The 25,425-nt window shown below is 42.0% G+C and carries 21 protein-coding genes; 10 read left to right on the top strand and 11 right to left on the bottom strand.

Going from position 1 to position 25,425, the window contains the following annotated elements; translation table 11 throughout:
• Position 1: 1 nt before the first annotated feature.
• From BM043_RS05370 to BM043_RS05355, 4 genes are read right to left on the bottom strand one after another with little or no spacing between them, the layout of a single operon-like run.
• A complete protein-coding gene (locus BM043_RS05370; protein ID WP_092789580.1) occupies positions 2-1,237 on the bottom strand; it encodes a YaiO family outer membrane beta-barrel protein in 1,236 nt (411 codons plus the stop codon).
• Positions 1,234-2,694 (bottom strand): glycosyltransferase family 2 protein, encoded by a 1,461-nt coding sequence (locus BM043_RS05365; protein WP_092789578.1) that lies wholly within the window; start codon positions 2,692-2,694, stop codon positions 1,234-1,236. Before BM043_RS05365 ends, BM043_RS05370 begins: the two co-directional genes overlap by 4 nt.
• Entirely contained in the window at positions 2,687-4,252 is a 1,566-nt protein-coding gene (locus BM043_RS05360) for a HEAT repeat domain-containing protein (RefSeq protein ID WP_092789576.1), read from the bottom strand. Before BM043_RS05360 ends, BM043_RS05365 begins: the two co-directional genes overlap by 8 nt.
• Positions 4,249-4,608 carry a response regulator transcription factor gene (locus BM043_RS05355; protein ID WP_092789574.1) on the bottom strand — a complete coding sequence of 120 codons (360 nt, stop codon included), beginning with the start codon at positions 4,606-4,608 and terminating at the stop codon, positions 4,249-4,251. The genes BM043_RS05360 and BM043_RS05355 overlap by 4 nt, the downstream gene beginning before the upstream one ends.
• Before the next feature lie 374 nt (positions 4,609-4,982).
• On the opposite strand from BM043_RS05355, the gene BM043_RS05350 reads away from it, so the two are divergent.
• The 5 genes from BM043_RS05350 (at position 4,983) to BM043_RS05330 (ending at position 12,742) form a co-directional block, all read left to right on the top strand.
• Positions 4,983-6,671 (top strand): amidohydrolase family protein, encoded by a 1,689-nt coding sequence (locus BM043_RS05350; protein ID WP_245752952.1) that lies wholly within the window; start codon positions 4,983-4,985, stop codon positions 6,669-6,671.
• A 4-nt stretch (positions 6,672-6,675) separates the two neighbouring features.
• Positions 6,676-8,058 carry an amidohydrolase family protein gene (locus tag BM043_RS05345; protein ID WP_092789572.1) on the top strand — a complete coding sequence of 461 codons (1,383 nt, stop codon included), beginning with the start codon at positions 6,676-6,678 and terminating at the stop codon, positions 8,056-8,058.
• Positions 8,059-8,079: 21 nt separating this feature from the next.
• Positions 8,080-9,381 (top strand): amidohydrolase family protein, encoded by a 1,302-nt coding sequence (locus BM043_RS05340; RefSeq protein WP_092789570.1) that lies wholly within the window; start codon positions 8,080-8,082, stop codon positions 9,379-9,381.
• A gap of 86 nt (positions 9,382-9,467) precedes the next feature.
• Positions 9,468-10,643, top strand: a complete 1,176-nt coding sequence (locus tag BM043_RS05335) for a C40 family peptidase (RefSeq protein WP_092789568.1) — start codon at positions 9,468-9,470, stop codon at positions 10,641-10,643.
• Entirely contained in the window at positions 10,640-12,742 is a 2,103-nt protein-coding gene (locus BM043_RS05330; protein ID WP_092789566.1) for a M28 family peptidase, read from the top strand. Before BM043_RS05335 ends, BM043_RS05330 begins: the two co-directional genes overlap by 4 nt.
• A gap of 233 nt (positions 12,743-12,975) precedes the next feature.
• On the opposite strand, the gene BM043_RS05325 is transcribed toward BM043_RS05330, so the two are convergent.
• Positions 12,976-13,887 (bottom strand): helix-turn-helix transcriptional regulator, encoded by a 912-nt coding sequence (locus BM043_RS05325; RefSeq protein WP_092789564.1) that lies wholly within the window; start codon positions 13,885-13,887, stop codon positions 12,976-12,978.
• 363 nt (positions 13,888-14,250) lie between these two features.
• Between BM043_RS05325 and BM043_RS05320 the strand changes: the two genes are divergently transcribed.
• Positions 14,251-15,849 carry an ArnT family glycosyltransferase gene (locus BM043_RS05320; protein ID WP_092789562.1) on the top strand — a complete coding sequence of 533 codons (1,599 nt, stop codon included), beginning with the start codon at positions 14,251-14,253 and terminating at the stop codon, positions 15,847-15,849.
• 5 nt (positions 15,850-15,854) lie between these two features.
• Here BM043_RS05320 and BM043_RS05315 read toward each other — a convergent pair whose 3' ends face one another.
• From BM043_RS05315 to BM043_RS05295, 5 genes are all read right to left on the bottom strand, one after another.
• Entirely contained in the window at positions 15,855-16,724 is an 870-nt protein-coding gene (locus BM043_RS05315; RefSeq protein ID WP_092789560.1) for a DUF5777 family beta-barrel protein, read from the bottom strand.
• Positions 16,721-17,266 carry a YceI family protein gene (locus BM043_RS05310; RefSeq protein WP_092789558.1) on the bottom strand — a complete coding sequence of 182 codons (546 nt, stop codon included), beginning with the start codon at positions 17,264-17,266 and terminating at the stop codon, positions 16,721-16,723. Before BM043_RS05310 ends, BM043_RS05315 begins: the two co-directional genes overlap by 4 nt.
• Positions 17,263-17,748: a QcrA and Rieske domain-containing protein gene (locus tag BM043_RS05305; RefSeq protein ID WP_092789557.1), complete on the bottom strand. Its 486-nt coding sequence runs from the start codon at positions 17,746-17,748 to the stop codon at positions 17,263-17,265. The genes BM043_RS05310 and BM043_RS05305 overlap by 4 nt, the downstream gene beginning before the upstream one ends.
• Positions 17,749-17,880: 132 nt before the next feature.
• Positions 17,881-18,384, bottom strand: coding sequence for a hypothetical protein (locus BM043_RS05300; protein WP_092789555.1), 504 nt, complete (start codon positions 18,382-18,384; stop codon positions 17,881-17,883).
• Between the two features lie 421 nt (positions 18,385-18,805).
• Positions 18,806-19,867 (bottom strand): hypothetical protein, encoded by a 1,062-nt coding sequence (locus BM043_RS05295; RefSeq protein ID WP_092789553.1) that lies wholly within the window; start codon positions 19,865-19,867, stop codon positions 18,806-18,808.
• Between the two features lie 319 nt (positions 19,868-20,186).
• Between BM043_RS05295 and BM043_RS05285 the strand changes: the two genes are divergently transcribed.
• The 4 genes from BM043_RS05285 to BM043_RS05270 all read left to right on the top strand — a co-directional run bounded on the left by BM043_RS05285 (position 20,187) and on the right by BM043_RS05270 (position 24,449).
• Positions 20,187-20,579 (top strand): MopE-related protein, encoded by a 393-nt coding sequence (locus tag BM043_RS05285; RefSeq protein WP_092789549.1) that lies wholly within the window; start codon positions 20,187-20,189, stop codon positions 20,577-20,579.
• 128 nt (positions 20,580-20,707) lie between these two features.
• A complete protein-coding gene (locus BM043_RS05280; RefSeq protein ID WP_092789547.1) occupies positions 20,708-21,889 on the top strand; it encodes a histidine kinase in 1,182 nt (393 codons plus the stop codon).
• On the top strand, positions 21,886-23,700 hold the full coding sequence (locus BM043_RS05275) for a sensor histidine kinase (protein ID WP_092789545.1): 1,815 nt from the start codon (positions 21,886-21,888) through the stop codon (positions 23,698-23,700). The genes BM043_RS05280 and BM043_RS05275 overlap by 4 nt, the downstream gene beginning before the upstream one ends.
• Positions 23,697-24,449, top strand: coding sequence for a LytR/AlgR family response regulator transcription factor (locus BM043_RS05270; protein WP_092789544.1), 753 nt, complete (start codon positions 23,697-23,699; stop codon positions 24,447-24,449). Before BM043_RS05275 ends, BM043_RS05270 begins: the two co-directional genes overlap by 4 nt.
• A gap of 182 nt (positions 24,450-24,631) precedes the next feature.
• Here the strand turns inward: BM043_RS05270 and BM043_RS05265 are convergent, their stop codons facing one another.
• Positions 24,632-25,186, bottom strand: coding sequence for an REP-associated tyrosine transposase (locus BM043_RS05265; protein WP_092789542.1), 555 nt, complete (start codon positions 25,184-25,186; stop codon positions 24,632-24,634).
• Positions 25,187-25,425: the final 239 nt, after the last annotated feature.

The following is a 25,425-nucleotide window of genomic DNA, read 5'->3' as shown; positions in this document are numbered from 1 at the left end:
ATTAAAACCGATATTCTGCCCCGACTGAAATATTGAAGTTGTTTCTGATTCGATCTGCCGATAACTCATCCCAGCTGTATCCCGAATAGCCGAAAAGCATAAATCTGTCGGTGACGAGTTGCTGATAACCCAATCGGAAGCGATAGGAATTTAGCAGCTGACTTAAATCCCGGTTTTCCTCATCAGGGGAAACTCCCGTGCTGAGCTGAATGGAAAAGAAATCCTCCGCTGACTTAAAATAATATCTCGCCTGAAAATTACCAGAGGTACTTACTCCACCTGTTCCAGTAGGGATGACATTTAATCGGAAATTAAGCCACCAACTGCCGATGTATTTTCCCAGCGATCCAGTGTAAATATGGGTATCTGAACCAAAATTCAAATAGCGATATCCGCCATCAATTTCCCAGGCATTTTTAAGATTGAAATAAATGGATCCACCGATTCGAAACTGAGGGAAAAATGAAGCACTAGAGCCGCCGATATTGAGGTAAGCGTAGGAGTTTTCGCCCAAGGATGGGTAAGCATCCAATTCATAAAGTGTTCCAAACCCATCAAAACGGGAACTCTGTGTCACCCGGGCGATCAATGAACCTGTCAAATCCGTTCGTGTCCTACCATATACCGACCAAGTATGCCAGGGAGTCAATTCGCCTCGGAATGTATCATAATCATATGTACCACCTATGGCATTGTTCCTTCGGAGTCGCTGGAGATTTTGAATGTATCGAAGGACTCCTTCATTTTTATATCCCTTCTCGAAGAGGTCCATGACTTGGGAATAGGCTTCATTATAGTCCTCCCGGTAGTAAAACAGTCTAGATTGCCGATAAGCTATTTCATTGGGGAGTTTTTGATCAAATTTTTCCTTGGCTATCGCCAAAACTTCCTCCGCACGATCCAATCGATCAGCCCAAAAGAGGTTGTCCAAATTAGCAGCATAAGCATCCGTATAGGTGGGTGATGCTTCGATTGCTCGATCCAAATAAATGGCTGCTGAGTCATTTTTCCCATCCCAAGCATAGCTCCTTCCCAGTAAAATCAACAGGTCAGCATAGGTCGGATATTTTTCTAAGGCACGAAAAAGGATTTTTCTTCCCTCAGGATATTTTCCATCCAAAATAAGCGTTCGGGCTTCTTGATACAGCACATCCGGATCAAAAGAATCCTGTGCCAACAAAGGCTGATTTGAGGTAGCCAATCCTAAAAGGACAAAAAAGAAAATCAGCTTTTTCATACGCCAGTTTGGGTTTGAATATTTTTTTTATCCTCTGCAGTTTTAAAACCGGTCCGGATCATTTTGCCCCAGCCTCCTTTACCCATGATAAAGTCAAAATGACCTCGAAGTCCCCATAGGACTACTTTTGGATGAAGCACAAATGGTTCAATCAAAATAATCCAAATTAATCGTCTCAAATCTTTTTTATCCTTGTAATTATTGTAGGTAATCTGCTCATACAATATGCTGAATACCGAAATAAGCAAAGACAACAGATAGATCATGGTCAACAGCGCAAAGAAATATACTGCTGAAAAATCCCCGATTAAAATCAAAACCAAAGTATAAAGGACACCCATAAGCTCTAGAATCGGGGCCAATTTTTCATAAATTGTCCAGAAGGAAAAAGAGACCATTCCAAAAAATCCATACCGGGGATTGAGTCCGATTTTCCTATGCAGCTGAAGTGTTTCTATTGTACCCCTCATCCATCGGTTTCGCTGTCTACTGAGAACGGATTCATCCTCAGGGACTTCGGTCCAGCACAGCGGATCAGGAACAAAGGCTACCCGATACTTTTGGTTTTTTTCTTCCATATACCGTCTCATTCGGACGACTAGCTCAATATCCTCTCCTACTGTTTTCGGAAAATATCCGCCAACTGCTTTGACTAAGTCCTTTTTGAAAAAGCCAAATGCCCCTGAAATCAACATCAAGCCATTGACCCGCGACCAAGCCATTCTTCCCATCAAAAATGCACGGAAGTATTCAATTACCTGAAAGCGGCCTAAGGTAGATTCAGGTATTCGGTATTTGGTCACGGTACCATCTTGGACATCGCAATTATTTGCAATCCCAATCACTCCACCTACTGCTATGACTTTTCGGTTGGTCTCTTCCATAAATGGACGGACCATGCGAGTGATCGAATCATTTGCCAGAATACAATCCACATCGATACAAGCCAACAATTCCATCGAGGCCACATTGATACCGGCATTGAGCGCATCGGCTTTACCGCCATTTTCTTTGTCCACCACGATCAATCTCCGAAAGGACTTATTGGTAGATCGATACACTCCTCGGACAGCCTGAGTTTCAATGTCGGGATTATAGGCAAATGCTGTCTTAACCAAAGCGAAGGAATCGACCAATTTCTGTAACGTATCATCTTTGGAACCGTCATTGACAATAATGACTTCAAACTTCCCATAGTGTAAACTCAATAAACTTTGGGCGTTTTGGACAATATTAGCTGCTTCATTAAATGCCGGCGCTATGATGCTCACTCCTGGTGCTATGGGAGAAGTAATGATATCCTGATAATCTGCAAATCGATTTTTTCTCCTGAAATCCCTCATCTCCAAGGCACTTAGGATCATGATGATAAAATAAATCAGCACCGTACCAAAGCTCAGAATCATAAATAAGACCCCGAATACTTCGATTAGAAAATAAAACAGAAAGTTATACATGTGTCAGCAGGGGATCTAGGATATGGGCTCGGATCCGAACAATTTCCTCTGAAAACTGATCTTTGGTATATCGCTCAAAGGTTTCTGGATTCAGTAAATACATACTTCGCATAAGGGATTTTTTGAGTTCAAAATCAGGATTATGCGCAAATAGCCCAATAATCAATTGAAGGGATTTTTCGTCTCCTAACTGGCCCGCCACTTTCACCGCTTCCAATTGCAACTCCTGATTTTCAGACTGAATGCAAGAATTGATAAAATCCACCTCCATATGCGCACCGATCGTTTCATAGGTCTTTAGGAGCTCGATTTTTTCTTCGTCGGAGGCTTTTGTAGACAGCTCTTTTAGGCCAGTCAACAGATCCAAACGTCCGAGCATTCTGACCAGTTTGATTCCAAATAGTCTCACGCTTGGATTTTCGGACCGAAACAGCTTATCCAGTTCCAAAGATTTTGTATTGTGGACAAACTTGATGATTCTCAGATAATTCATCTGCTGCCATTCGGACAAGGGATATTTCTGGTCCCTCAAAAAATCCAAATTTACCGTAGATGATACATTCAACAAGGTAGCCCCAGATTGGGAGCGAACGTGGAAATTGGATGAGTTGGTGTGTTTTTTAACCTCTTGCAGAAGCTCTGAAAGGTCCATTTCATTCACCTGAACCAAACCCGTCGTAATAATATCCCACCGTTTGCTTTTGAGATTTCTGCGGGTGATATCCATCAGACCTGTAGCTTTATAAAAGGCTTTGAGTTTGTCTTTAAACTCCCCCTTCATTTTCTTATTAAGTCCGATGATCCGCTCGATCATGACTTGTTTGAAAAGTGGTTTGTCAAATAGCTTCTCAGGAAAAATCTCCACCAAATCCAACTTCGAGATCTGTTTGATTTCCTCCAGATCTTTTTCAAAAAGCAAGGAAGTCAACGGTCCGATGATCAGTTCATCGTATTCTTTTTTAAGATTTTCCCGCTTATTTCGTTGAGATTTGAAAATCAACATGGAGGTAATCATCAAGGCTGCGGTGATCAAGAAAAAAAGCACAATTATCGTCACCCAAAACAATTTATAATCCGCCAATATCCTGAGCTTATATTCGTGAAGGGGTCGAAAAACATCCTTGGAAGCCTCCAGGACCAAATCTATTTTATTGGAATTAGGATCAAAACCGGGTACAAAATCGCCCGTTCGAATGAGGGTTTGGAGGTAATTCTCAAGCCCGCCTTGATCGGCAATATCTTCATAAATCACATATTCCAAGCTTGGATTATATCCCACAAACACTCCATGAAGACTATCCAGTTTTGCCCAGTCCGTTTCCTTAGGACTTACCCAGCCGGAATCTGTTTCCTCAAAATCAAAAAGGGAGTCCAATTCCGAGGAAGGCTCCTCCATAAGTCTAAATTGATAGGAAAGATTGGAAATGTTTTCTTGTCGGATTAGCTCCTGTTGAAGCTGAAGAGAATCGCTAAATAAGCTATCTATTTCCTGCCCTTGAGCAGTAAAAAATAAAAAAAGCAAAGGGAAAAGCACTTTGGTTTTTTTCATCCCATTCATCGTAAGGCACGTTTTACACGGATTGCCAATTCATTTGGATTAAACGGCTTGGGTATAAAATCCGACACCCCGAGATTAAATGCTTCCAAGACCACTTCTTCTTCTTCGCCAAGTGAACTCAAAACGATGATCGGAACGTCAGGTTTTTCCTTTCGTGCATGATGAATGATTTCTATTCCACTTCTGAAAGGCATCATCACATCCGTAATGATCAGATCGGGATTCTCCTCATCGATCGCTTTGATCCCTTCATTTCCATCTTTTAAAATCAAAGTCTCATAGCCGTCCTTTTTTAGACGGAATTGGACTAGACTAGATATCAACAAGTCATCCTCAATAATTAGGATTTTTTTCATCTTAGGGGGTGATTGAACACAATAATAACATTTTTGAAATGATTACCATGCAGTATTTTTATACTAAATATAATTGCAATACTAATTTTCTGCAAAGTAGAAAACCATTCAACGTAGGGACATTTTCAAGAAAAGGCTTTTAAATCGAAAAAAAATGGTTTCGACTTGGCTAATCTGCCATTGATCAAAAATAAAATTGAACCAAATAAAACTTACTGGATTCTGTAACAGCTTTTATTAGCTTGCTTCAAAATGAAAAACCATCAAATTAAATGAAATCTACTCTATAAATGCCTCCTGATGCAAGGTGGCAATTGATTAGGTTAGATTTTCTCGATTTGATTCGAGAGGACCATTAAAACAATTATCAACACATGAAAAGAACACTTTTAAAAGCAAGTGTCTTGGGGATGATGTTAGCTGGAGTTTTGGGATGGGATCAGGCCTACGGCCAAAGTGACCCAACCGGAAAGAAGCAAGTTACTTCCACCTACGCCATTACCAATGCAACCGTATTTGCGAATGCCTCCAGTTCGGGAAGCAAGGCAACTGTACTGATCAAAGATGGAGTCATCAAAGCGATAGGCAGCAATATCTCATTGCCTGCCGAAGCTCAAGAAATCAAAGGTGACTCTTTGTTTATCTATCCGGGATTTATCGATGGGGCCAGCCGTGCGGGAATCACCCGCCCCGAAGACCCTAAGCGCCCGGATAATTTTGTATCCTCAAACCCACCGGATGAGATCGCAGGAATCACCCCATGGCGTAATGCCCTGGACCAGTTTTCGATCAAATCCAGTCAGGTAGATGATCTCCGAAAAGCAGGGTTTACCCTTGCGCAAATCTTGCCTGACGGCGGGATGATTGCCGGAAAATCCGCTATTGTGGTTTTGGGAGATGAAAGCTCCACCAATCTGGTGAAAGAAAATAGTGGTTTGGCGGCCAGCTTACAAGGCTCAAGAGGCATGTATCCAGGAACTGCAGTGGGTGTTATGGCCAAATTTCGTGATGTCTATAAAAACACCGAATTGACCCAAGAGCGAATCGCAAAATTCACTAGCTCCACAGGGATCAGCCGACCTGAAATGACGCCTACTTACATGGGCATGTCTGATGTAGTCGATGGACAGGTTCCGGTAGTATTTACAGTAGGCAATGATCTGGAAGTTCGAAGAGCAATTTCTTTACAGGAGGAGCTTGGATTTAATCTTGTACTCACTGGTTTGGAGGAATACGACGCTGTGATTGATTTGATCAAATCATCAGGGACCAAAGTGCTGATCAAACTTGAAATTCCAGACGACAAAGCGATCAAAGCACAAAAAGAAGATGTCAATGAGGATGTCAAAGCACAATATGAAAAGGTAAAAGAAGCCTATGATCTAGCTATCTCGCAGGCGGGCAAACTAGAAAAGGCAGGCGTACCATTCGCTTTTACCACCGTCGGAGCCCAGGCATCAGATATTTCAAAGGCCATCACCAAAATGATGGAAGCTGGTCTTTCCAAAGAAGGAGCCATCGCTGCCTTGACCAGCAATGCTGCATCGATTCTCGGAATCGAACGAATCGCAGGAACTTTGGACAATGGCAAAATGGCCAATATGGTCATCACTACAGGGCCTATTTTCGAAGAAGATTCACAAATCAAACACGTGGTGGTCGATGGGAAGATTTTCGACTATGAGATTTCCAAAAAGAAAAACGGGAAAGATGACGGAAAAGCTGTTGATCCTTCGGGAAATTGGACCTATACCTCAGAAACACCAGCGGGAAGTTCAGGTGGTAATTTCACCATCGAAAAAAGCGACAGCGATTTATCCGGAGAAATCACCTACGATGATCCGCAAGGTGGCGGTGAAACCTCCTCTCCATTAAAGGAAATCGAAGTTTCTGGAAGCAACTTAAGCTTTAGCTTTGGAGTCAATGCCGGCGGAATGTCCCTAGATGTCAAGGTTTCCGGGGAAATCAATGGTGATACAATGAGCGGAAATATGACCATTACCGATTTTGGTTCCTATTCGATTACCGCAAACCGAACCCCTTCCCTAATCGCAAAAAAGTAAAGCTATGAATAAATTAAATTACTTTCTGACCGCGCTTTTGGGGCTAAGCATGCAGTTTGCCTTTGCTCAAACTCCGAAGGGCAGTGTCTTAATCAAAAATGCTACCGTACTTACGGTAACAAATGGAACATTAGAAAATACGGACGTGCTCGTTGAGGACGGCGTGATCAAAAGAATCGCACAGGATATTTCTGCACCAAATGGCGTAGAAACGATCGACGCTACGGGTAAATATGTCATGCCAGGTATTATCGACGCACACTCTCATGTTGCATTGGATGTGGTCAATGAGGCTACCAATCCGATTGTGGCAGAGGTCCGCATGAAAGATGTGGTCAATCCTTATGAAATTGGAATTTACAGAGCTTTGGCTGGTGGAGTGACGATCTCTCACGCCATGCATGGCTCTGCCAATGTGATCGGCGGACAAAATGCCACGCTAAAACATCGATGGGGATCTACAGATCCTGCAGACATCATTATGCAAGATGCTCCACGGACGATCAAATTTGCCTTAGGCGAAAATCCTACTCGGGTTCACGGTCGTGGCAATGGCATTCAGCCCCGTAGTAGAATGGGTGTTGAGGCAATTTTGAGAAATGGATTTAGCGAAGCTTTGCAGTATAAAAAAGCTTGGGAAACCTACGAATCTTCCAAAGACGAAAGAGGAAGCACCGCAGTAGCACCAAAGTACAATGAGCGTCTTCAGACCTTGGTGGATATTTTGGATGGAAAGATCATCATCCACTGCCATTCTTATCGCGCAGATGAAATCTACATGCTGATCAATGTTGCCCGGGATTTTGGGATCACAAAACTGGTTTTCCAGCATACCAATGAAGGATTCAAAGTAGCACCGGAGATTGCCGAATACACTATGGGTGCCTCAGTTTTTGCGGACTGGTGGGCTTATAAATTTGAGGTCTATTATTCCACGGCTTTCAATGCGGCCATTCTACAGAAAAACGGAGCCTTGACCTCAATCAACTCTGATTCGGCGGAACTGATCCGTCACTTGTACCATGAGGCTGGCAAGACTCAGCGCTATGGTGGTTTGACGGATGATGAAGCTCTGGCAATGATCACAATCAATCCTGCGAAGCAACTCGGGATTGATGACAAAGTGGGTTCACTAGAGGAAGGCAAGCATGCGGATATCGCGATTTTCGAAGGACATCCTTTGTCCACTTATGCTGTACCTCAGATGACTTTTGTCGATGGTGTGAAGTATTTCGACATCAAAGAAGATCCCGATGATCAGCGTCAGCGAATCAGTGCCACTGAAACGGTTGAACCAATTTATTTGGGCCATGAGGATCATCGCTGCATGCAGGATACCGAGCATCTCTTTGAGACGGCCAATGCCCTATTCAATACTGAAAAATAATCACCCCGAAACAACGAAGACATGAAAAGATTAAATCAAACCTTTCTCATCTTCCTGATGGCCATGATGCCGATTTTTGCAATGGCTCAGATCGACGGGGAATTTGTAAAGCCTCGTAGCGGGAAGTTTTTACTACAAAATGCTACTGTACATACCATCACCAATGGTGTATTAGAAAATGCCTCGGTTTTAATCGAAGGCGGGAAAATTCTCCAAGTGGGAACATCAATCTCTGCAGACGGAGCTGAGGTGATCGATTGCAACGGAATGGTAATCTATCCAGGAATGATCGATGGTGGAACTACGTTGGGCATGGTAGAAGTCGGCTCAGTAGCCGAGACCGTGGACTACGCCGAAATTGGCAACATCACTCCCAATATGCAGGCACTGACTACGGTAAATCCAAACGCTGAAGCTATTCCGGTAACCCGTGTTTCCGGAGTGACTACAGTAATGTCCGTGCCTCAGGGCGGCTTATTTCCTGGAACTGCCGCTTTGATCAATCTTGTAGGCTACACGCCAGATCAAATGTATGCTGGCGCAAAAGCGGTGGTGATGAATTTTCCAAACTCAGGAAGAAGGGGTCGATGGGATCGTCGTTCCGATGATGAGATCAAAAAGGAGACTGAAAAAGCGCTTAAAGATGCCAATGAGCTTTGGCAGAAAGCAAAAACCTTTCACGAACTCAGTGAAAAAGGAGCAGAATTGGAGTATTACCCAGAAATGGAGCAGCTAGCCAAAGTGATTTCAGGCGAACTTCCATTGATGATTGAGGTTAATGCAGCCAAGGATATCCAAAATGCCATTAAGTGGATTGAAGACAAGGATGTGAAGGTATTCTTTAGCGGTGTCAGCGAAGGCTGGAGAGTGGCTGAAGAGATTGCTGAAGCAGGAATCTCTGTAATCACCGGTCCAATTCAGGCTTTACCTACCCGACAGTCTGATCGCTATGACACACCTTATGCCAATGCCGGGAAAATGGCCAAAGCTGGTGTGAAGGTCGCTATCCGAACGAATGATTCTGAAAATGTCAGAAACCTTCCTTTTCACGCAGCGTATGCAGCTGCCTACGGATTGGGTAAAGAAGAGGCTTGGAAAGCTGTCACCATTAATGCAGCAGAAATTCTAGGCGTATCCGATCAACTCGGCTCAATCGAAGAAGGAAAAATGGCCAACTTGATCGTGGCAACCGAGGATCCCTTTGAAACGCGCGCTCAAATCATGCACGTGTTTATCAATGGATATCGTATTCCGCTATCTAACAGACATATCAGATTGTATCAGGAGTTTTTGGAGCGTTCTCCGGACCTGAAGGCAAACTGATTTTAAATCTCCTTTAAATTTAAACCACAAGAATTCCCTGAATCAAAGGGTTTCTTGTGGTTTTCTTTTGCTTTATATTTAGTCCCATGAAGAAAAACCTTTTTGCAGTTTATAGCCTTTTGGTTCTTGGAGCCATTTCTTGTTCTGCGCCGGATCCCAGTTCAAAAGTCAATCAAATGATCATGGAATTTCAAGCCGAAGTGGCTCCAGATAAGCGCGTGGCTGTCTGGAATTTGACGTTTGAAAATGATTCCCTCAAAGGGGAAACTGATCGCTTAGCTGCTTTGGAAGAGTTGACAGGTCAACTTGATCAAAACGGGATTAAGTACACCGATGCGGTCACCCGCCTTCCCGATAAGGCTTTGGAGGGCAAGACCAAAGCAGTGGTGACGATCTCCGTAGCCAATATTCGAAGTCAGCCCAAACATTCAGCCGAATTGGCTACTCAAGCCCTGATGGGAACCCCGCTTACTGTGCTAAAAGGGAATGGCAGTTGGTATCTGGTACAGACTCCCGATCAGTATATTTCCTGGGTGGATCAAGCTGGAATTCAGTTGATGACTGAGGAGGAATTGGAAAACTGGCATACGCAGAACAAGGTCGTTTTTACACCGCTGACCGGTCATGTCTGGACTAATCCCCAAGAAGAGGAAATGGTTTCTGATCTGGTGGCTGGAGATATTTTGACGGGCTTGGGAACGGAAGGAAATTGGAAACAAGTGCAGCTTCCGGATGGACGCAGCGGATATGTGGAAGCTTCGCAAATGATGCCATGGGAAGAATGGATCAGCAGTCGGGAAACTAGTATGGACAATTTGATTACGACAGCCAAATCCATGTTGGGTGTCCCCTATCTCTGGGGAGGTACTTCCATCAAAGGAATGGACTGCAGTGGATTCACTAAAACTATTTTTTACCTCAATGGACAGGTCATTCCCCGGGACGCCTCTCAGCAAATCAATGAAGGCGAAGAAGTGGATACTGACAAAAACTGGGAAAACCTGCAAGTTGGTGATTTGTTGTTTTTCGGAGAAAAAGCCACTTCAGACCGTAAGGAGCGCGTAGTCCATGTAGGGATGTGGATCGGAAACAACGAGTTCATTCATTCCAGAGGTCGGGTTCGGATTTCCAGTTTTGATCCAGAAAATCCAAACTATGATGAATACGAGCTCAATCGCTATTTAAGAACCAAACGAATTGTCAACCAAAAATCTGATGGAGTTTTGTCTGTATCAGAAATAATTCAACCCAACAAACTATGAAGATTTCAACCCAAGTTGCAACGCTTATGCTTGGAATTTCGGCTTTTTCTTTGACCGAAACCCTAGCACAAGACGGTTTTTTTAAACAAAACCAAACAGGTCAAAATGAATTGGAGTCAGAGTTTCTTCGCTCGGTGAATTACGATCGATTTAAGATTCACCATCAGGAACTGACCAAAAATCCCCATATCGCCGGCACAGCCGAAAACGAATTGGTACAGCAATACATGTCAAAAATCATGGAAGAGGCAGGCATGAAAGTCAAGGTATATCCCTACGACGTTTACCTTCCCAACCATCCTGGAAAATCCATGTTGCAAATCACCTCTCCAGTTCAGATGACCCTTTCACAGCAGGAAAAAGAACTGGATGAAGATCCATTTACCAAAGATGACAGATTGTATTTGGGATTCAATGCTTTTTCGGGAAGTGATGATGTGACTGCCGAAGTGGTTTATGTGAATTACGGGACACGGGAGGATTTTCAGTTGCTCGAAGAAATGGGTGTAGATCTCAAAGGAAAAGTGGTCATCGCCCGATATGGTGGTAACTTTCGGGGTTTTAAAGCCAAATATGCCGAGCAATATGGTGCAGTCGGGTTGGTGGTTTATACCGATCCCAAGGACAATGGATTTACCCGTGGGGATGTGTATCCAGATGGGCCCTACTACAATGAGACCACCATTCAGCGTGGATCTATGCTGACTTTGGACTGGACCGGAGATCCACTTACTCCCTATGAACCAGCGCTTCCTTTGGATGGAGATGAGCAGGTGGAGCGTTTGGATCCCAAGGATGTAGCCTTTCACAAAATTCCCGTTACCCCGATTGGTTATGGTGCCGCTGAGGAGATCCTATCCAGAATGCAAGGTCAGGAAGTTCCCGAAAACTGGGAAGGTGGTCTACCGATAGACTACAAAATCGAAGGTGGACCAGACTTGAAAGTACGGGTGATGGTTGATCAACCGATTGATTTTATCCGGGCGAATAATATTATTGGAACCTTTGAAGGGGCAAAATACCCCGATGAGTGGATTATTTTGGGTTCACACTATGATGCTTGGAGCTTTGGGGCGACGGATCCCAATTCGGGCACGGCGATGCTTTTGACTTTAGCTGAGGCTTTGGGAGAAATGGCAAAAAATGGAATCCGTCCAGATCGGTCAATTATGATTGGACATTGGGATGCTGAAGAGCAGGGAGTCATCGGTTCGACCGAATGGGTAGAGCATTTTCGAGACGAATTGAGTGCCAAGGCAGTGACTTATATGAACTTTGACGCGGGAGTTTCGGGCAGAAACTTTGGAGCATCAGCTGCTCCAACCTTAAAAAAATTGATTATCGATGCTTCTAAGGAAGTCATGTATCCGGATTCGGCAAAGACTGTTTTTGAAATTTGGGCAGGAGAAAAAGCTGAACCTGGCATCGGGAACTTAGGTGGGGGATCGGATCATATTGCCTTTTACATGCATGTGGGTATTCCCAGCTTAAGCGGAGGTTCGGGTGGTGTGACTGCCTATCATTCCAATTATGACAACTTTAACTATTACAGCAAATTCGTAGATCCCAGCTTCAAAATGGGTGGAGCCGTGGCTCAGCTTTTTGGTCTGGTGACGCTGAGATTGGCCAATGGAGATGTGATTCCTTACGATGTGCCTCGCTATGCGCAGGATTTGAAAGGTCACTTTGCAAATGTTACTGAAAAAGTCAAAGGAATCAATCCCGATTTTACTGAGTTTTATCTGGTGAAAGAAGCCTTGATCAAATTGGATATAAGCTCCCGAACGTATCAGGAATCCTTGGAAAAAGCATTGAGTTCAGGTTCGCTAAGCGAGGATCAGTTAAAAGCAATTAATCAAGGATTGATTGGCTTGGAGAAAAGTTGGATCGATCCTCAAGGCATGTACTACGGGGACTGGTATAAGTCCTTGTATGTCTGTAACGATCCTTTTTCAGGCTATGCTTCCTGGATTTTACCGGGAATTCAGTATGAGGTAGCGATTAAGCGGACAGAGAAACTGGAAGAATGGGATAAGCGATACGCTGCTGCTATCTTGGATTTGGCCACAAAAATTGATGGATTGGTAGAGAGGATGTAATAAACGCTAGCGTCAGAAATTGAAAAGGCCTGAGGAGAAAACAATACTCCTTAGGCTTTTTTTTGTAATTGATAAAGTTGGTTAAAGGTTCATATCAGACATTAGGCAGCACAAGTCTACCTACGGCAGATAAATCTGAAGACTTTGCGCTAAATCCGTTGGTTCTTCAGACCTGCCTTGACGTCAGGCAGGCTTGGACCTTGCCTTTGAAGCAGTACATATTCGAGAAAAATTCAAAAACTAGCCTTCGCCAATTGTTCCTGGAGATAAACTCGCATTTCCTCTCCTTCTTCCAATTTGATTTCTCCGGGTAAGCCAAGGATAAACCTGCCCAATCCTGGCAAATGAGGAATTTCCCCTTTAAAATAATACTGATTCCGGTTTTTGATAAACATAAATGGTCTTGCGTTTGGAAATTCTTCCTGCATCAACTGATAGGCCTTTTTGCTCATCTTCAACTTGACGGTAAATCGTCTTTTTCCCGAAAAACCAAAAAGGGAAGATTCAGGGATTTCGTGTTTTTTGGTAAACTTCCACTCTTCATCTGCCAAAACCACCTCTCCTATTCGCTCGATTTTAAAAATCTTCATGGATTGGCTTTCAGGTTCGAATGCGTGGATGGATTCATAATTAGAACTAAAGGCCACCGGCTCGACCAAGCGATCCGATGTGGTATCCGAACTCAGGGAATAATATTCTTTGAGCCAGATTTGCTTTCTATTTTGAATCCCCTGACCGATCAAATCCACCAATCTTCCCAAGTTGGCTTTGAAAAGCTCCTCCGTACCTACTTTGAGCTCGGATCGAAGGTGAAGTTTCTGTAAAACGGAGTCCCGAAGCAGATTCTTTTTCCCCTGTGATTCAATCAGGCTTTTGAGCCACTGACTTTCTTCTGGTGAAAAAGTACCATAATTGAGCGTTGCCTCCTGCCCTATGGGCTGCTGTAGCTTGTATTTGCTATATTCCTTAATAATCTCAAATCCCAAGGCTTCCAGCAATTTGAAGTAACGATAAATCGTGCGTTCATCTGTTTCCAGCATTTCGGCTAATCGGTGAACAGGCTTTCCAATAGTGCCCTGAAGCAAATTGATCAGCTTGAAAACGCGTAAAATTTTTTGTTGCTCGACTTTTCCCGAAATAGCCATAGTTTTGAAGGTAAATGAAAATCAAATGTAAACGGAATTTTGAAATTGAATTCAGTTTTGACAGTAAATGTCGGGAATAAGCCGGAAGACCGAAGACCGAAGACGGAAGAGGAAAGCCTGAAGTCAGAAGGCTAAAGTTAAAAAGCTGAAAGTTTTGAATTGAGAAAATGCTCAAAATCTACTCTCGTAAATCGCAATTCGTAAATCAAAATTTAGTAGGCGGTTGCAATTGACAGTAGGCTTTAAAATTAGACGTCTAAAATAAAGAAGCTAAAAGAGTAAATTGAGGAAACAAGTTCAAAAATCTACTGTGAAACACGTAAATCGTAATTCTTAAATCGTAAATTCCACAGAGTTATTTTAATGAAAATCCAAGCAGGTAATTTAAGGAATAAAATAGAGGTTCAGCGTAAAAAGTGGACTTTTGGGCTTTTTGGATTGGTCTTCTTAGGGCTTTACTGGTGGCTGGGCTTTGATGGGATTACTTTCTCCGATGATGTGTATTACATGTTGGCCGGAAAGGAGTTTTGGATGGGAGATTTTCAGGTCAACGAACATCATTTTTCCAGCCGATGGGGAGCGTATATTCCTGCGGGCTTGATGGGATTGATTTTCGGGTTTTCTCCGCAGGCCATGTCCTTGGTTTCCTTATTGAGTTATGGAATTTCCTTGATTTTGCTTTTAAAAATCCTTCCCAAAGGGCATTCTCCCTTTATCCTGAGCATTTGGTTTATTACGCAAGTGTATTTCCTTCATTTCCTGACCAAGGTTTATCCTGATAGTTTACTGGTTGTCTGCGTGGCACTGACCTTTTTTGCGGCAATTCGGAGAAAAGAACAGCCTATTTTAGGCGGTATCTTGATGAGTTTGGCTTTGTTTATAGGCTTTATAAGCAAGGAAACCATTGTTTTTCTTTTTCCCTTTCCTTTTCTTTTGCTCTATGTTGACCAAAAGTCAAATAAGCTCGTTTGGAGGTTTTATCTGAGTTTAGTTGTCACAGGACTGATTTTTTTGAGTCTTTACTTAAGCTATTTCTGGCTGGCCTTTGGAGATCCCTTCTACCGGATTTCTTCAATTAATGCTGGACATTACATTTCCGAATTCACCTATGCTGATAAAGGTTTGGGAGCAATAGTGGAGCGATTGACGATTACCCCGTTTTTGACTTTTGTGGAACGAAACTACTGGCCTTGGCTAGTTTTTGCTCTGCCGGGATTAGTTCGGAGTTTGAATTCCAAAAATGAAAAAGGTTTTGAAGTTGGTTTAGGCTTTCTTTTACTCCTGATTGGTTTTTGGTTTATGAGTTCTACGCTGGACTTTTACAATCCCATCTATCTCAATCCCCGGCACCTGATTATTCTGATTCCTGCCTTGGCTTATTTGATCAGTTTGGGCTGGGAATCCTGGGTTTTCTCAAGGAAATGGAAGCAAGCTTTGACCACATTGCTCCTAATGGGTATTGGCTTGGCCCTCTTTCAGAATGATCTAAAAAATACTGCATTTCTGCTGGCGTTTATCCCTGTGATTTGGATTCAGAAAATTAAAATTCAAACCATATTTTTAGGGGGTTTATTGATTCTACCTACCCTCTTTTCAGTCTATTATCAGAAACAAGTCAAAGACTATTCTTATTTTATCAATACCTTTAATGAATCAATTCAATCCATTGATAAAGAGGAGATTATTCTTGTAAATAATTTTGTGTATTTCAGCAGAAACATGCTTTTTCCTGATGAAAATCAAACCCAAAATTGGGTAGCAATTGAAAAGCTAGATTCTCTGAAGAGTATTGCACCCAAGCAGCTTAAGGTAATGATCTATGATTATTACCTTCACGCTTATCCAAAAGAATCTGAGGACGTGAAAGAATTGGAAAAATGGCTGCAGAGTGATTACCAACTCACCGGTCGAATAGATCGAAAGCCTGTGGAAATCAGAGAATATTCCAAAAGATCAGATTAATGGACTTACCACTTTTGCTTTTTCTGACCTAAAGCAAAAATTCGGTTGACATTAAATCCCAGTCTGAATTCCTCACCCGGAACTCCATTTCCTCCAGCCAAAAGATACTGTTCATTTAGTCCCTGTGAGGTAACAAAATACATCTGGAAAACATGTCCCCCGGCTTCGACATCCCAACCTATCCCATAATTACTCCGTAGATCAGAATTTAAATTTGGGATATACTGTAGAGTCAGCGAGGATCGGTCGGTTACTTTTAATTTACCGCTTAGTCCCAAGGCCAAGTAAAGGTTTTGATCGCCTTGGATTTGGTAAACCGCTCTAGGGTCCACAAAATAAGCCATCATGGGACTGAGTTGGGCTGAAAACTTCGGGGAGAACCTCCTACCTATCATAATTTGCCCAAAAAAGCTGCTCCTCTCAGAGAAACTAGGACTTCCCTCCGGCAAAAAATCATATGCACTGGTATTCACTCCTGCTCCTCCTGCCAAACTAAGACTAAAAGGCATGGATTCATTTTGGGTTTGTTGGAGCAAATGATAGCGGCCAAAGAGATTATAAATCTTATCCCGACTGCTTCTTGAAGCAGCTAAGGATAATTTGTTTGAAAGGGCAAACTCAAAGCTAAACTGAATATTGGCTCCATTATCCAGACCAAAGAGATTTTGAATACCTCCATTTACCGATCCGAATGTATGCATAATGGCAAAATGCATGCTTTTCGGGTCAAGTGGCTCCACAGTCAACAAATTGATGTGTCGAGGCGCATGGAAAATCAAATCTACAGGTTGATTTTCATTGGCTAATTTTCGTTCCAATTGCCCAAAAGCCGGTAATGAACAAGTTACTAATATGATCAGTAGTAGTTTTTTCATTGTTTTTTGGGTTTAAGAAAAGCCTCGATACTTACTTCTTGTTTTTCTGCCAGTTCATAAAAAACCAATTTTGGCAAGGGGATCTCGTAGTCTCCCAGTAAAATATCAAAATTTGCTTTTAAAGAAAGGTCTCCATTAGTCATTCGTTGGAGTTGGCCGGTAATTTCCATATCCCGTTCTACCCCATGAATTTTAAACCTTCCATTTACCGCAACCGCTTGGGTCTGCCCACTTTTCAACTCCGGTATGCTGGTTAATTTACCGGTAAATTCAGCAAAAGGATATTTTTCTGTTTCGAGGTAATTGTCCCGCATATGCCTGTCTCTTAGCCCAATCCCAGTTTTTAAGGTATTGAGATCCAGGTAAAAGTCCACCATATTTTTTTCAAGATCAATCAATCCTTGAAGTTGCTCCGATACTCCGGTGAATTCGTTTAATGGGGCTTTGGATAAAAATATTGCTTTCCCGGTTTTGGTTTGATAAGCTTGCGCAAAAACCGAGTTGAAGCTTAAAACAAGGAATATGATTAATAGGTACTTCATTTTTCAATGATTAAAGTTACCCCATTCAATCGGGTGGCGAAAGATTCCAAAGGACGATTGGCAGGGCCTGTAAGCACATCTCCATCGGTATTAAACTTTGATCCATGGCATGTGCAGGTAAATTCGTTGGAGTTGAAGGTCCAATTCCGGTCGCATGCCGAATGGGTACAGACCGAGGTCAGCGCTTTGTAGGAGCCGTTTACATTGACGACAAGCGTTTGGGCTGCTATGATAAGAAGCCAGGAACCATCTTTTTTGAGGTCTGTTTGTTGGTCAAGATTGATTTGAATAATTCCTCCTGAAATGCTGATACCATTTGTGCTGGATGGAGGTGGCGTATTGGGAGTTTGGTCCTCTGGATCTGAACAAGCTGTAAAAAATGACAAGCCAAATAATGACATGGCTATTGCAGTACCCGATTTTTCGATAAACTGCCTTCTGGAACTATCCAGAGATCCGGACTTAAAAGCTGTGTTTTTCATTGCTTTATTTCATTTTAATAATAAACGAGGAATAAAGCTTTCGTGGATTGAAAATGTTTGTATTCGAAAAATTTAAATTAGGTAAAAGCCTAAAAAACAGGAGAAAGGGACTTAACAACTAGTAAGTTGAAATTAAAAATGCTTACGGTCTAAGATTTCCTTTAGCACCATGGCTTCCTTTACCGAACTTGAGTTTTTTAAAAGCGCTGCATACTTACTTTTTCTGGAAACCCGCGCTCTGTGATGATGTTCCGAACCCACTGTCTGAATATCAGGAATTCCGGGAGATGATTTTTTACCCTTGAAGTCCACATTTTCAAATGCCCCTTCATAGTATTGGATCTCATCGTCCTGCTCTTCCAGGGATCGATATCGGGTCGTTGGCTTTTCTAGTTTCTCTACCTTGGTTTCCTCAAATTTCGTTTGGGGAATCGGTTTGGGAGCAGGCTTGGGACTTTGATTTTGTTCCCCACGGATTTCCCTTAGCAAATCCTCAAAGGTCACTTCCTTTTCAGGACGGCTGGGATTTCCTTCCGGCAATTCCGTTTCTCCACCTTCCTGACTTTTCTTACGGGTAGCTTGATAGATAAAATAAGCCAGTATCGCCACGATATAAATGATATTTCCCAAATCCATACCTGAAAGTAGTCCAAAAACTTGAGGGGTACAAGTCTGAAAAGTACAAGCCTGTCTTCAGGAGATAAATCCGAAGAACATTTTTGGTTCAAGTCTTCAGACTTGGACCGTATTATCCCTATTTGATAAAGTACAAACCTAAAGACTTGCGCTAAATCCAGCACATTGTTTCATTCCCAATCTTTCAATCTTTCGATTTTTACCACTATTTTGTTTCCTAGGCCCGTTGATCTACGCTGCGAATGATTAAGTCTTCAGACCTACCTTGACGTTAGGCAGGCTTGGACCCTTGATGTATATAAGCCGTAAGTGATGAGACTCACGGCGGCGGAAGCACAAGCCTTCCTACGGCAGACAGACCTGAAGACTTGCGTGAAGCAAAAAAAAACCGGATCCTTGGACCCGGTTTTTATGGTTGGATTTAGCGCCTTGGGAATTCCTCAGGCTGCTGCTGATCCCAAAAGGTTGACCAAAATAAGATCATTTCAAATTCGAATTTTCTTCGGTTTAGCTGGACACTGGCCCAGTCTAGATCTCCGGAGGAATCGTATTTTTCGTTGATTAGCCCAAAAATGGTTCCGCCAGCACCATAATAATACATTCTCCCCCTTTCAGGATTCAAATCCACCTCGAAATGAAGACTCAAAAGATTGATCCAATCCTTGTGCCCATCAGAATTAGCCTGTGGGGTTTCGGCATATTTTTGAACAGCAGGAAGCAATAAGGCCACAGGAACCGGGTCCAATCCGGCGTTTATTGACAGTTCATTTAGTGCTTCTTCAGCATCAGCAGGACTGAATATTCCCCGCTTAAGTGTAGGGACACTTTTATACAATTCCATCAATTGATCAAATTTAATCCGCTTAAGACTGGCACAAAATGGATTTTTGTCAGCTGCCTTTCCACAATCTGTGGTTGTGGTAGAACTATTTCCGATAATCATAGAAATCGGGAAACCTCCTCGCATTTCCTCCTCCTCGGTTGGTTCCTCTTCATCACTTTCCCCATCGATATCCGGGATTTTGATGTAATAATCAAAAGCAGCTTCATCGTCATCAAAGGCAAGAATATCGTATTCGATTTCATGCTCATCTCCAGCGGTCTGTTGATGTCTCCTTCTGGAAATAGGACTTAAAAACTGTCCCTTGTTTTGGATTGTTTCATCAAAGATCTCTAAGGACTTCAGAATCATCATCCGTCCAAACTCTTCTTTGGACCGGCTACTTGCGGCATAGCGTTTAGCCATTTCCAATGGGATAGCGTGGGCAAGATTGGAGTAGCTGCCTTCTGCCAATCCATAATTGCGTTTCAGCTTTTGAACCAGCTGAGTTTGCTCCTCTAGAGCTTTTCTAAAATTTTCACCCTCAGCTTGAGCAGTGGAGCTTTCCTGAAGGCCTGGCTCAATCTCTTCCTTGGCCATCGGATCACAGGCTGACAGGACTATGAATGCTGTCAAACCCATCGATAAAAGAATTTTTTTCATGATTGGGATAATATTTTAAAGTGATATACTAGAGCTTTTGGCTCCTTGTCTGGACAAACTTAGCTTGACATCTCAAGGGATTTATCTGGCAATTGATCGATCTCAAATTTCAATGGATGAATTGATTGCCTGGGTTGATTTCATAAAAAAATACAGAAACTTAGGCTTGATTTTCCAAGGGTTTTTATTTCCTCAATTGAAATTCACATTTGGTCAAACGGGAGGGCTGATTGGAGAAGTGTAAGAATTTTTCCATTTCCATTTCTCTATTTTTAAACCGGGGCGAAATTATTTTCTCAAATAATCAAATTATAAACTCATGAAGCCAAAAAAAAGTACTCTAATAATTCTAGTTGTATGTATCTCTTACTTCTCATGCGGTGAAAACTGTACGGAAAAATCATGGTATAGAGATGCAGATGGTGACGGTTTCGGTGATCCATTGAATTCTACACTTGCCTGTGATCAACCTAGCGGTTTTGTAAGCGACAATACGGATTTTGATGATGCCAATGCAAGTGCAAATCCCGGGGCATCAGAAATTTGCAATGACGGAATTGACAATGACGGAAATGGATTTATTGATTGTGAAGATTTAGGATGTCAATCGTCTAATTTGATCGAGTGCAATTGTTCTGATGATTTAGACAATGACGGTGACGGCTTTGTGGATTGTGATGATTTTGACTGTGAAGGAAATCCAGCCTGCTAATCAGTGAGAAAATCAATGATTTTTTTCCACAGACAATCCATTAGGTAGGAAAACTATTCTGAAGAAATAGGTTGGAAATATTTGTATCAAAATTTTCCTAAATTCTAATCACCACTAGTTTGAAGCAAATGAAGAGCATTCAGCCCAAAGAAATAGAAGAGATTCTGCTTCATTTTTCGAATACCCTTCAGAATTTGACCGATGAGGAAGATATTCTTTGGGATTTGGTCAAAAACTGCATTCGTATCCTGAACTTTGAAGATGCGGTAATCTACCTCGTAGAAGGGGAAAATTTGGTTCAAAAAGCAGCCTACGGTCCAAAAAACCCAGATGAAAAAAAACTCTTGAATCCGATTAAAATCAAAATCGGAGAAGGGGTAACCGGTAAGGTGGCAGCTAGTGGGCTTCCCTGTCTGGTGGCTGATACCCGGAATCATCCGGAATACATCAAAGATGATGAATTTAGACTTTCGGAGATCGCCGTGCCTATATTTCTGGAGGGGAAAGTCATCGGGGTAATAGACAGTGAAAATTCGGAACTGGGATATTTTGCTATACAACACTTGCGAATATTGACCGCCGTGGCTTCCATTTATGCAGGACATATTGCACGGATCAGAGCGGAGCGCAAAGCAAGACTAGAGCAGGAGTACCGTATGGAACTTCAAAAGAAAGCCTATCAATTGCAATTGGAGGCGATTTCAGCCCAACTCAGTCCCCATTTTGTCTTTAATTCACTCAATGCCATTCAGCATCATATTTTACTTGAGGACAAAAAAACTTCCCTGAGATTTCTGGGAGTATTCGGGAAATTACTCCGCTATTTTTTACAGCAGTTGCAAAAGGAGGAAGCACTATTAAAGGATGAAATAAAAATGATGGAAAATTATCTAGAACTACAGCAAATGCGCTTTGGGAAAAAACTTCAATACCGGATAGACCATTCAGAAATCCAAGAAATATCCAAGGTGAAAATCCCTTCCATTGTAGTTCAAAATCTGATCGAAAACCTCTTGGAGGAACAAATTCAACATTCTGAAGGAGACTTATCTATTCATGTTCAATTCGAAATTGAGGAAGACGGAGTTCATTTTACTACCCTTGTCACTAATTCAAAGAATAACGAGGACCACGAATTAAAAAAGGAGGGACATAGGATTTCCCCTTGGAAGGATTTTATCGGTTTGATCAATGCCATCAGACCCTATAAAATCAAGTATAAAATGGGGACAAAACCCTGCGAACACTCTCAGAATCAATGTAAATATGTTATCTTACTTTTGCCCAACCTTCAAGATCCAGCAAAATGAAAGTATGGATACTAGTTTTATCCTTGGTTCAGTTTCCCCTTTTTGCCCAGCAAACTGACTATCATTTTAGAGAACCAATCAAGCCAAGAATTATTTCCACGGATTCCTCAGCCACCATTGATGAGATCCTGGATTTAGCCAATGATGGGGTATTTGAAAAAGCCGAAGCAGTGGGCGTAGCCAAAAGGAAATATATCTATTGGTTGGAACTTGATTTCGACAGTTATCACGATATTCTGGAGGAAATGGACAGCATTTACCTTTATCCCGGAAATCTTGAAGTCTCCACCCTGTATATTATTTCAGGATCAGGTTTGGATTCCATGAATCTGACCCGCTTGGGGAAAAACGATTTACAAAAGGCCACTTTTCCCATTAATGAATATGTGGGTATTGCGAAAAGAAATTTTTTTGAACCCAACAAGCTTTACATCAAAGCTCATTTCTATAGGGCCACACCAAATCTAGACAGCAGGTTGCTCTATTTTTCCGATCCTGATTCTCATCGGATTTTCTCCGGGTTTATCAGTCATGCGAGTTTCAAAAATCAGGTTTTGGCTTATTTCTTTCTGGGAGTTGCTGCGGTATTAATGGTTTTTAACCTTATCCTTTTTTTCTACATGAAGGAAAAGCAGTACTTTTTTTATGGAGGCTTTCTTCTTTTCCAATTGATCTACTTCTCTCAAATCAGTCCATTTCTGGCAAGTTATTTTGGGTTTGGAAACCTTGCCTTTTTCTTTTGGTTGAGCACCATAGCGCAAATTTTGATCAACCTATTTTATCTTCTTTTTATCCGCTACTTTTTAGAATTCCCCAAATTTCTTCCCGTTTTTGATCGAATTGTGATTGCCGTGGCCTTGCTCCTGATTGCTCTAGTGGTCCTCAACTCCGGATTGATTATGACCAATCCCTACCAACTGTTTCAGGCCAGATTGATGGATTATCACCAGTATTTTATGGCTTCCTTTGCATTTGGGGGTGTTATCTACCTTTGGCTTCGCTATCCCGGGAACTTAAAATATTTTGTCATTGCCGGCACCTTGGTTTTTACGACCGGAGCTTTGATGACTATGTTTCTATTGGAGTTAAAATTTATGGTCACAGCCTCGGCGATAGAGAGTACGATTTTCGCATTGGGGCTTTCCTACAAAATCAAGGTAATCAGCCAGGAAAAGCGAATAGCCGAAAAAAATGCTTACCAGACCAAACTCGGCGCCTTACGGGCCCAGATCAACCCTCATTTTATTTTCAATTCCCTCAGTTCAATCCAATACCTCATCAATACCGAACAAAAGGAAGCAGCCCTCTCCTACCTCAGCAAGTTCAGTAAGTTTGTCCGTCAGGTCTTGGAAAACTCCATTGATGTTCATGTCAATTTGGAGAAAGAGATCGAACTGCTCAAGGTGTATTTGGACCTCGAATCCCTTCGCTTTGACCATGCATTTCATTATGAAATCGAAGTACCCGAACATCTGGATTTGAGTTTCTTTGAGGTGCCTATGCTGATTGTGCAGCCATTTGTGGAGAATGCGATCAAACACGGTTTAATGCCCAAGCAAGAGAGAGATCGCAGGTTGTGGGTGAGGTTTATAGAGGAGGAGGATTTTATCCGCTGCGAAATAGAGGATAATGGAATCGGTCGTAAAAGGGCTCAGGAACTTTCCGGAAAATCAAAACACAGGCCTTCACGAGGAATGGAATTGACGGCCGAACGACTGCGAATGCAGGCAAAGGGAGAAAGGGAATCATCCATTAAAATCGAGGATTTAGGCCAAGGCACCAAAGTCACCATAAAACTCAACAAACAATGAATAAGGGAATCAAAGCAATCATTGTGGAAGATGAATTTCACAGCAGAGAAACCTTGAAGGGTTTTTTAAGAGAGTATTGTCCCGAGGTTGAGTTACTCGATGAAGCCGGACGGGTGGAGGAAGCTGTCCAAAAAATCTCCAGTCTCCAACCCGAGTTGGTTTTTATGGATATCGAACTCCAAACAGGGACAGGTTTTGATGTGCTACAACGGGTCAGGCACCTGGATTTTCATTTGATCTTCACTACTGCTTTTGAGCATTATGCCATCCGCGCGATCAAATTCAGTTCGGTAGATTACTTGCTCAAGCCCATTGATCTGGAGGAATTACAGGTGGCCGTTAAAAAGGCTATCGGGCTGAAGGAGCAAGAAAACCGACAATCTGTTTTGGAGAACTTGTTGGTCAACTGGAAAAACACGAGTTCTGAAGATCAAAAAATAGCCCTTTCTACCTCCGATGGGATAGAATTTATTCCGGTAAGAGAAATCCTGTATTGTGAGGCAAATGGTTCGTACACGGAGTTTTTTCTGAACGGGGGCCGAAAATTATTGGTAAGCAAAAACCTAAAAGAATACGAGAATATGCTAACAAATCATCAGTTTATGCGGATTCACAATAGTTTCTTGATTAATCTTTCCGAGGTGAAAAAATACGTCAAAAGCGATGGGGGTTATATTGTAATGAGTAATGACAAAGCAGTTAGTCTTTCCACTTCCAAGCGGGAGGAGTTTTTGAGGAGAATGGGTTGATATGCTAAAATGGTTTAAAGTATACGTATGGTTTAAGTCCCGTAATTTTTGGTTCAAGTCTTCAGACATGGACCTAGATACTCGAATGGTTCAAGTCTTCCGACATACCTGGTCAAAGTCTTCAGACTTGGACCTTGACGTTTGGATACGCGAATGGTTCTTCAGACTTGGACCTTTTCATATTAATCAATCAAAATCACCTCAATCAATTTCTCAGGTAGGCCAGCATAATTCTTCGCACTACTGTAGAGGTATTCTTCTGGAGAACAAACTATTCCTGCAACCACCGGATTTTGATGAATGTAATTGAGACAGCGCTGAGTTTTTCCTGTTGTATTCAGTTCAATGGGATGATTATGTTGTTGCCAAATTTGAAAAGTTACATTATTCGAATTTATTCGGCCTGCTTTTCCAAAATGTTCTAGCAAAAATGGTTTTCTGCTTTCCACAGGAGAATTTCGGATTTCTTCAAGGAACTTGATCGAGGTAAATTTTTTGATATCCCTGATCACATCTTCTAATTTTTCTTCCCCATTTCTTCCGATAATCAAATGAATATGGCTTGACATGATGCAATACGCACACAAGTCTAAGCCCTTATTTTTTTGACAAAACTTCAGACTTTCCATGAAAATATCACGATAAACCTTTCGTGTAAATAGATCAATCCATTCTACAATGGTGAAGGTTACAAAATATTGCTTGTCCTGATCTCGGATTTTGTACTTTCGACTCATGACTAAAAAGTGTTGAGGTTTAAATCATAAACTAAAATACATAATCAATGTAACTGATTCAAGTTCTTAAAAGGAACAGTTGCGAAAGTCTGAATAGCACAAGCACAAGTCTGAATAGCACAAGTCTGAAGACTCGCTAAACCAATTGGGTGGTTATTACGCGAATGGTTCAAGTCTTCAGACTTGGACCCGATTACCCCATAAACACATTTTTGGTTCAAGTCTTCAGATCAGACTTG

This window comes from Algoriphagus hitonicola (genome assembly GCF_900113375.1).
GTDB lineage: Bacteria > Bacteroidota > Bacteroidia > Cytophagales > Cyclobacteriaceae > Algoriphagus > Algoriphagus hitonicola.
This window is presented reverse-complemented; position numbering and strand designations above follow the sequence as displayed.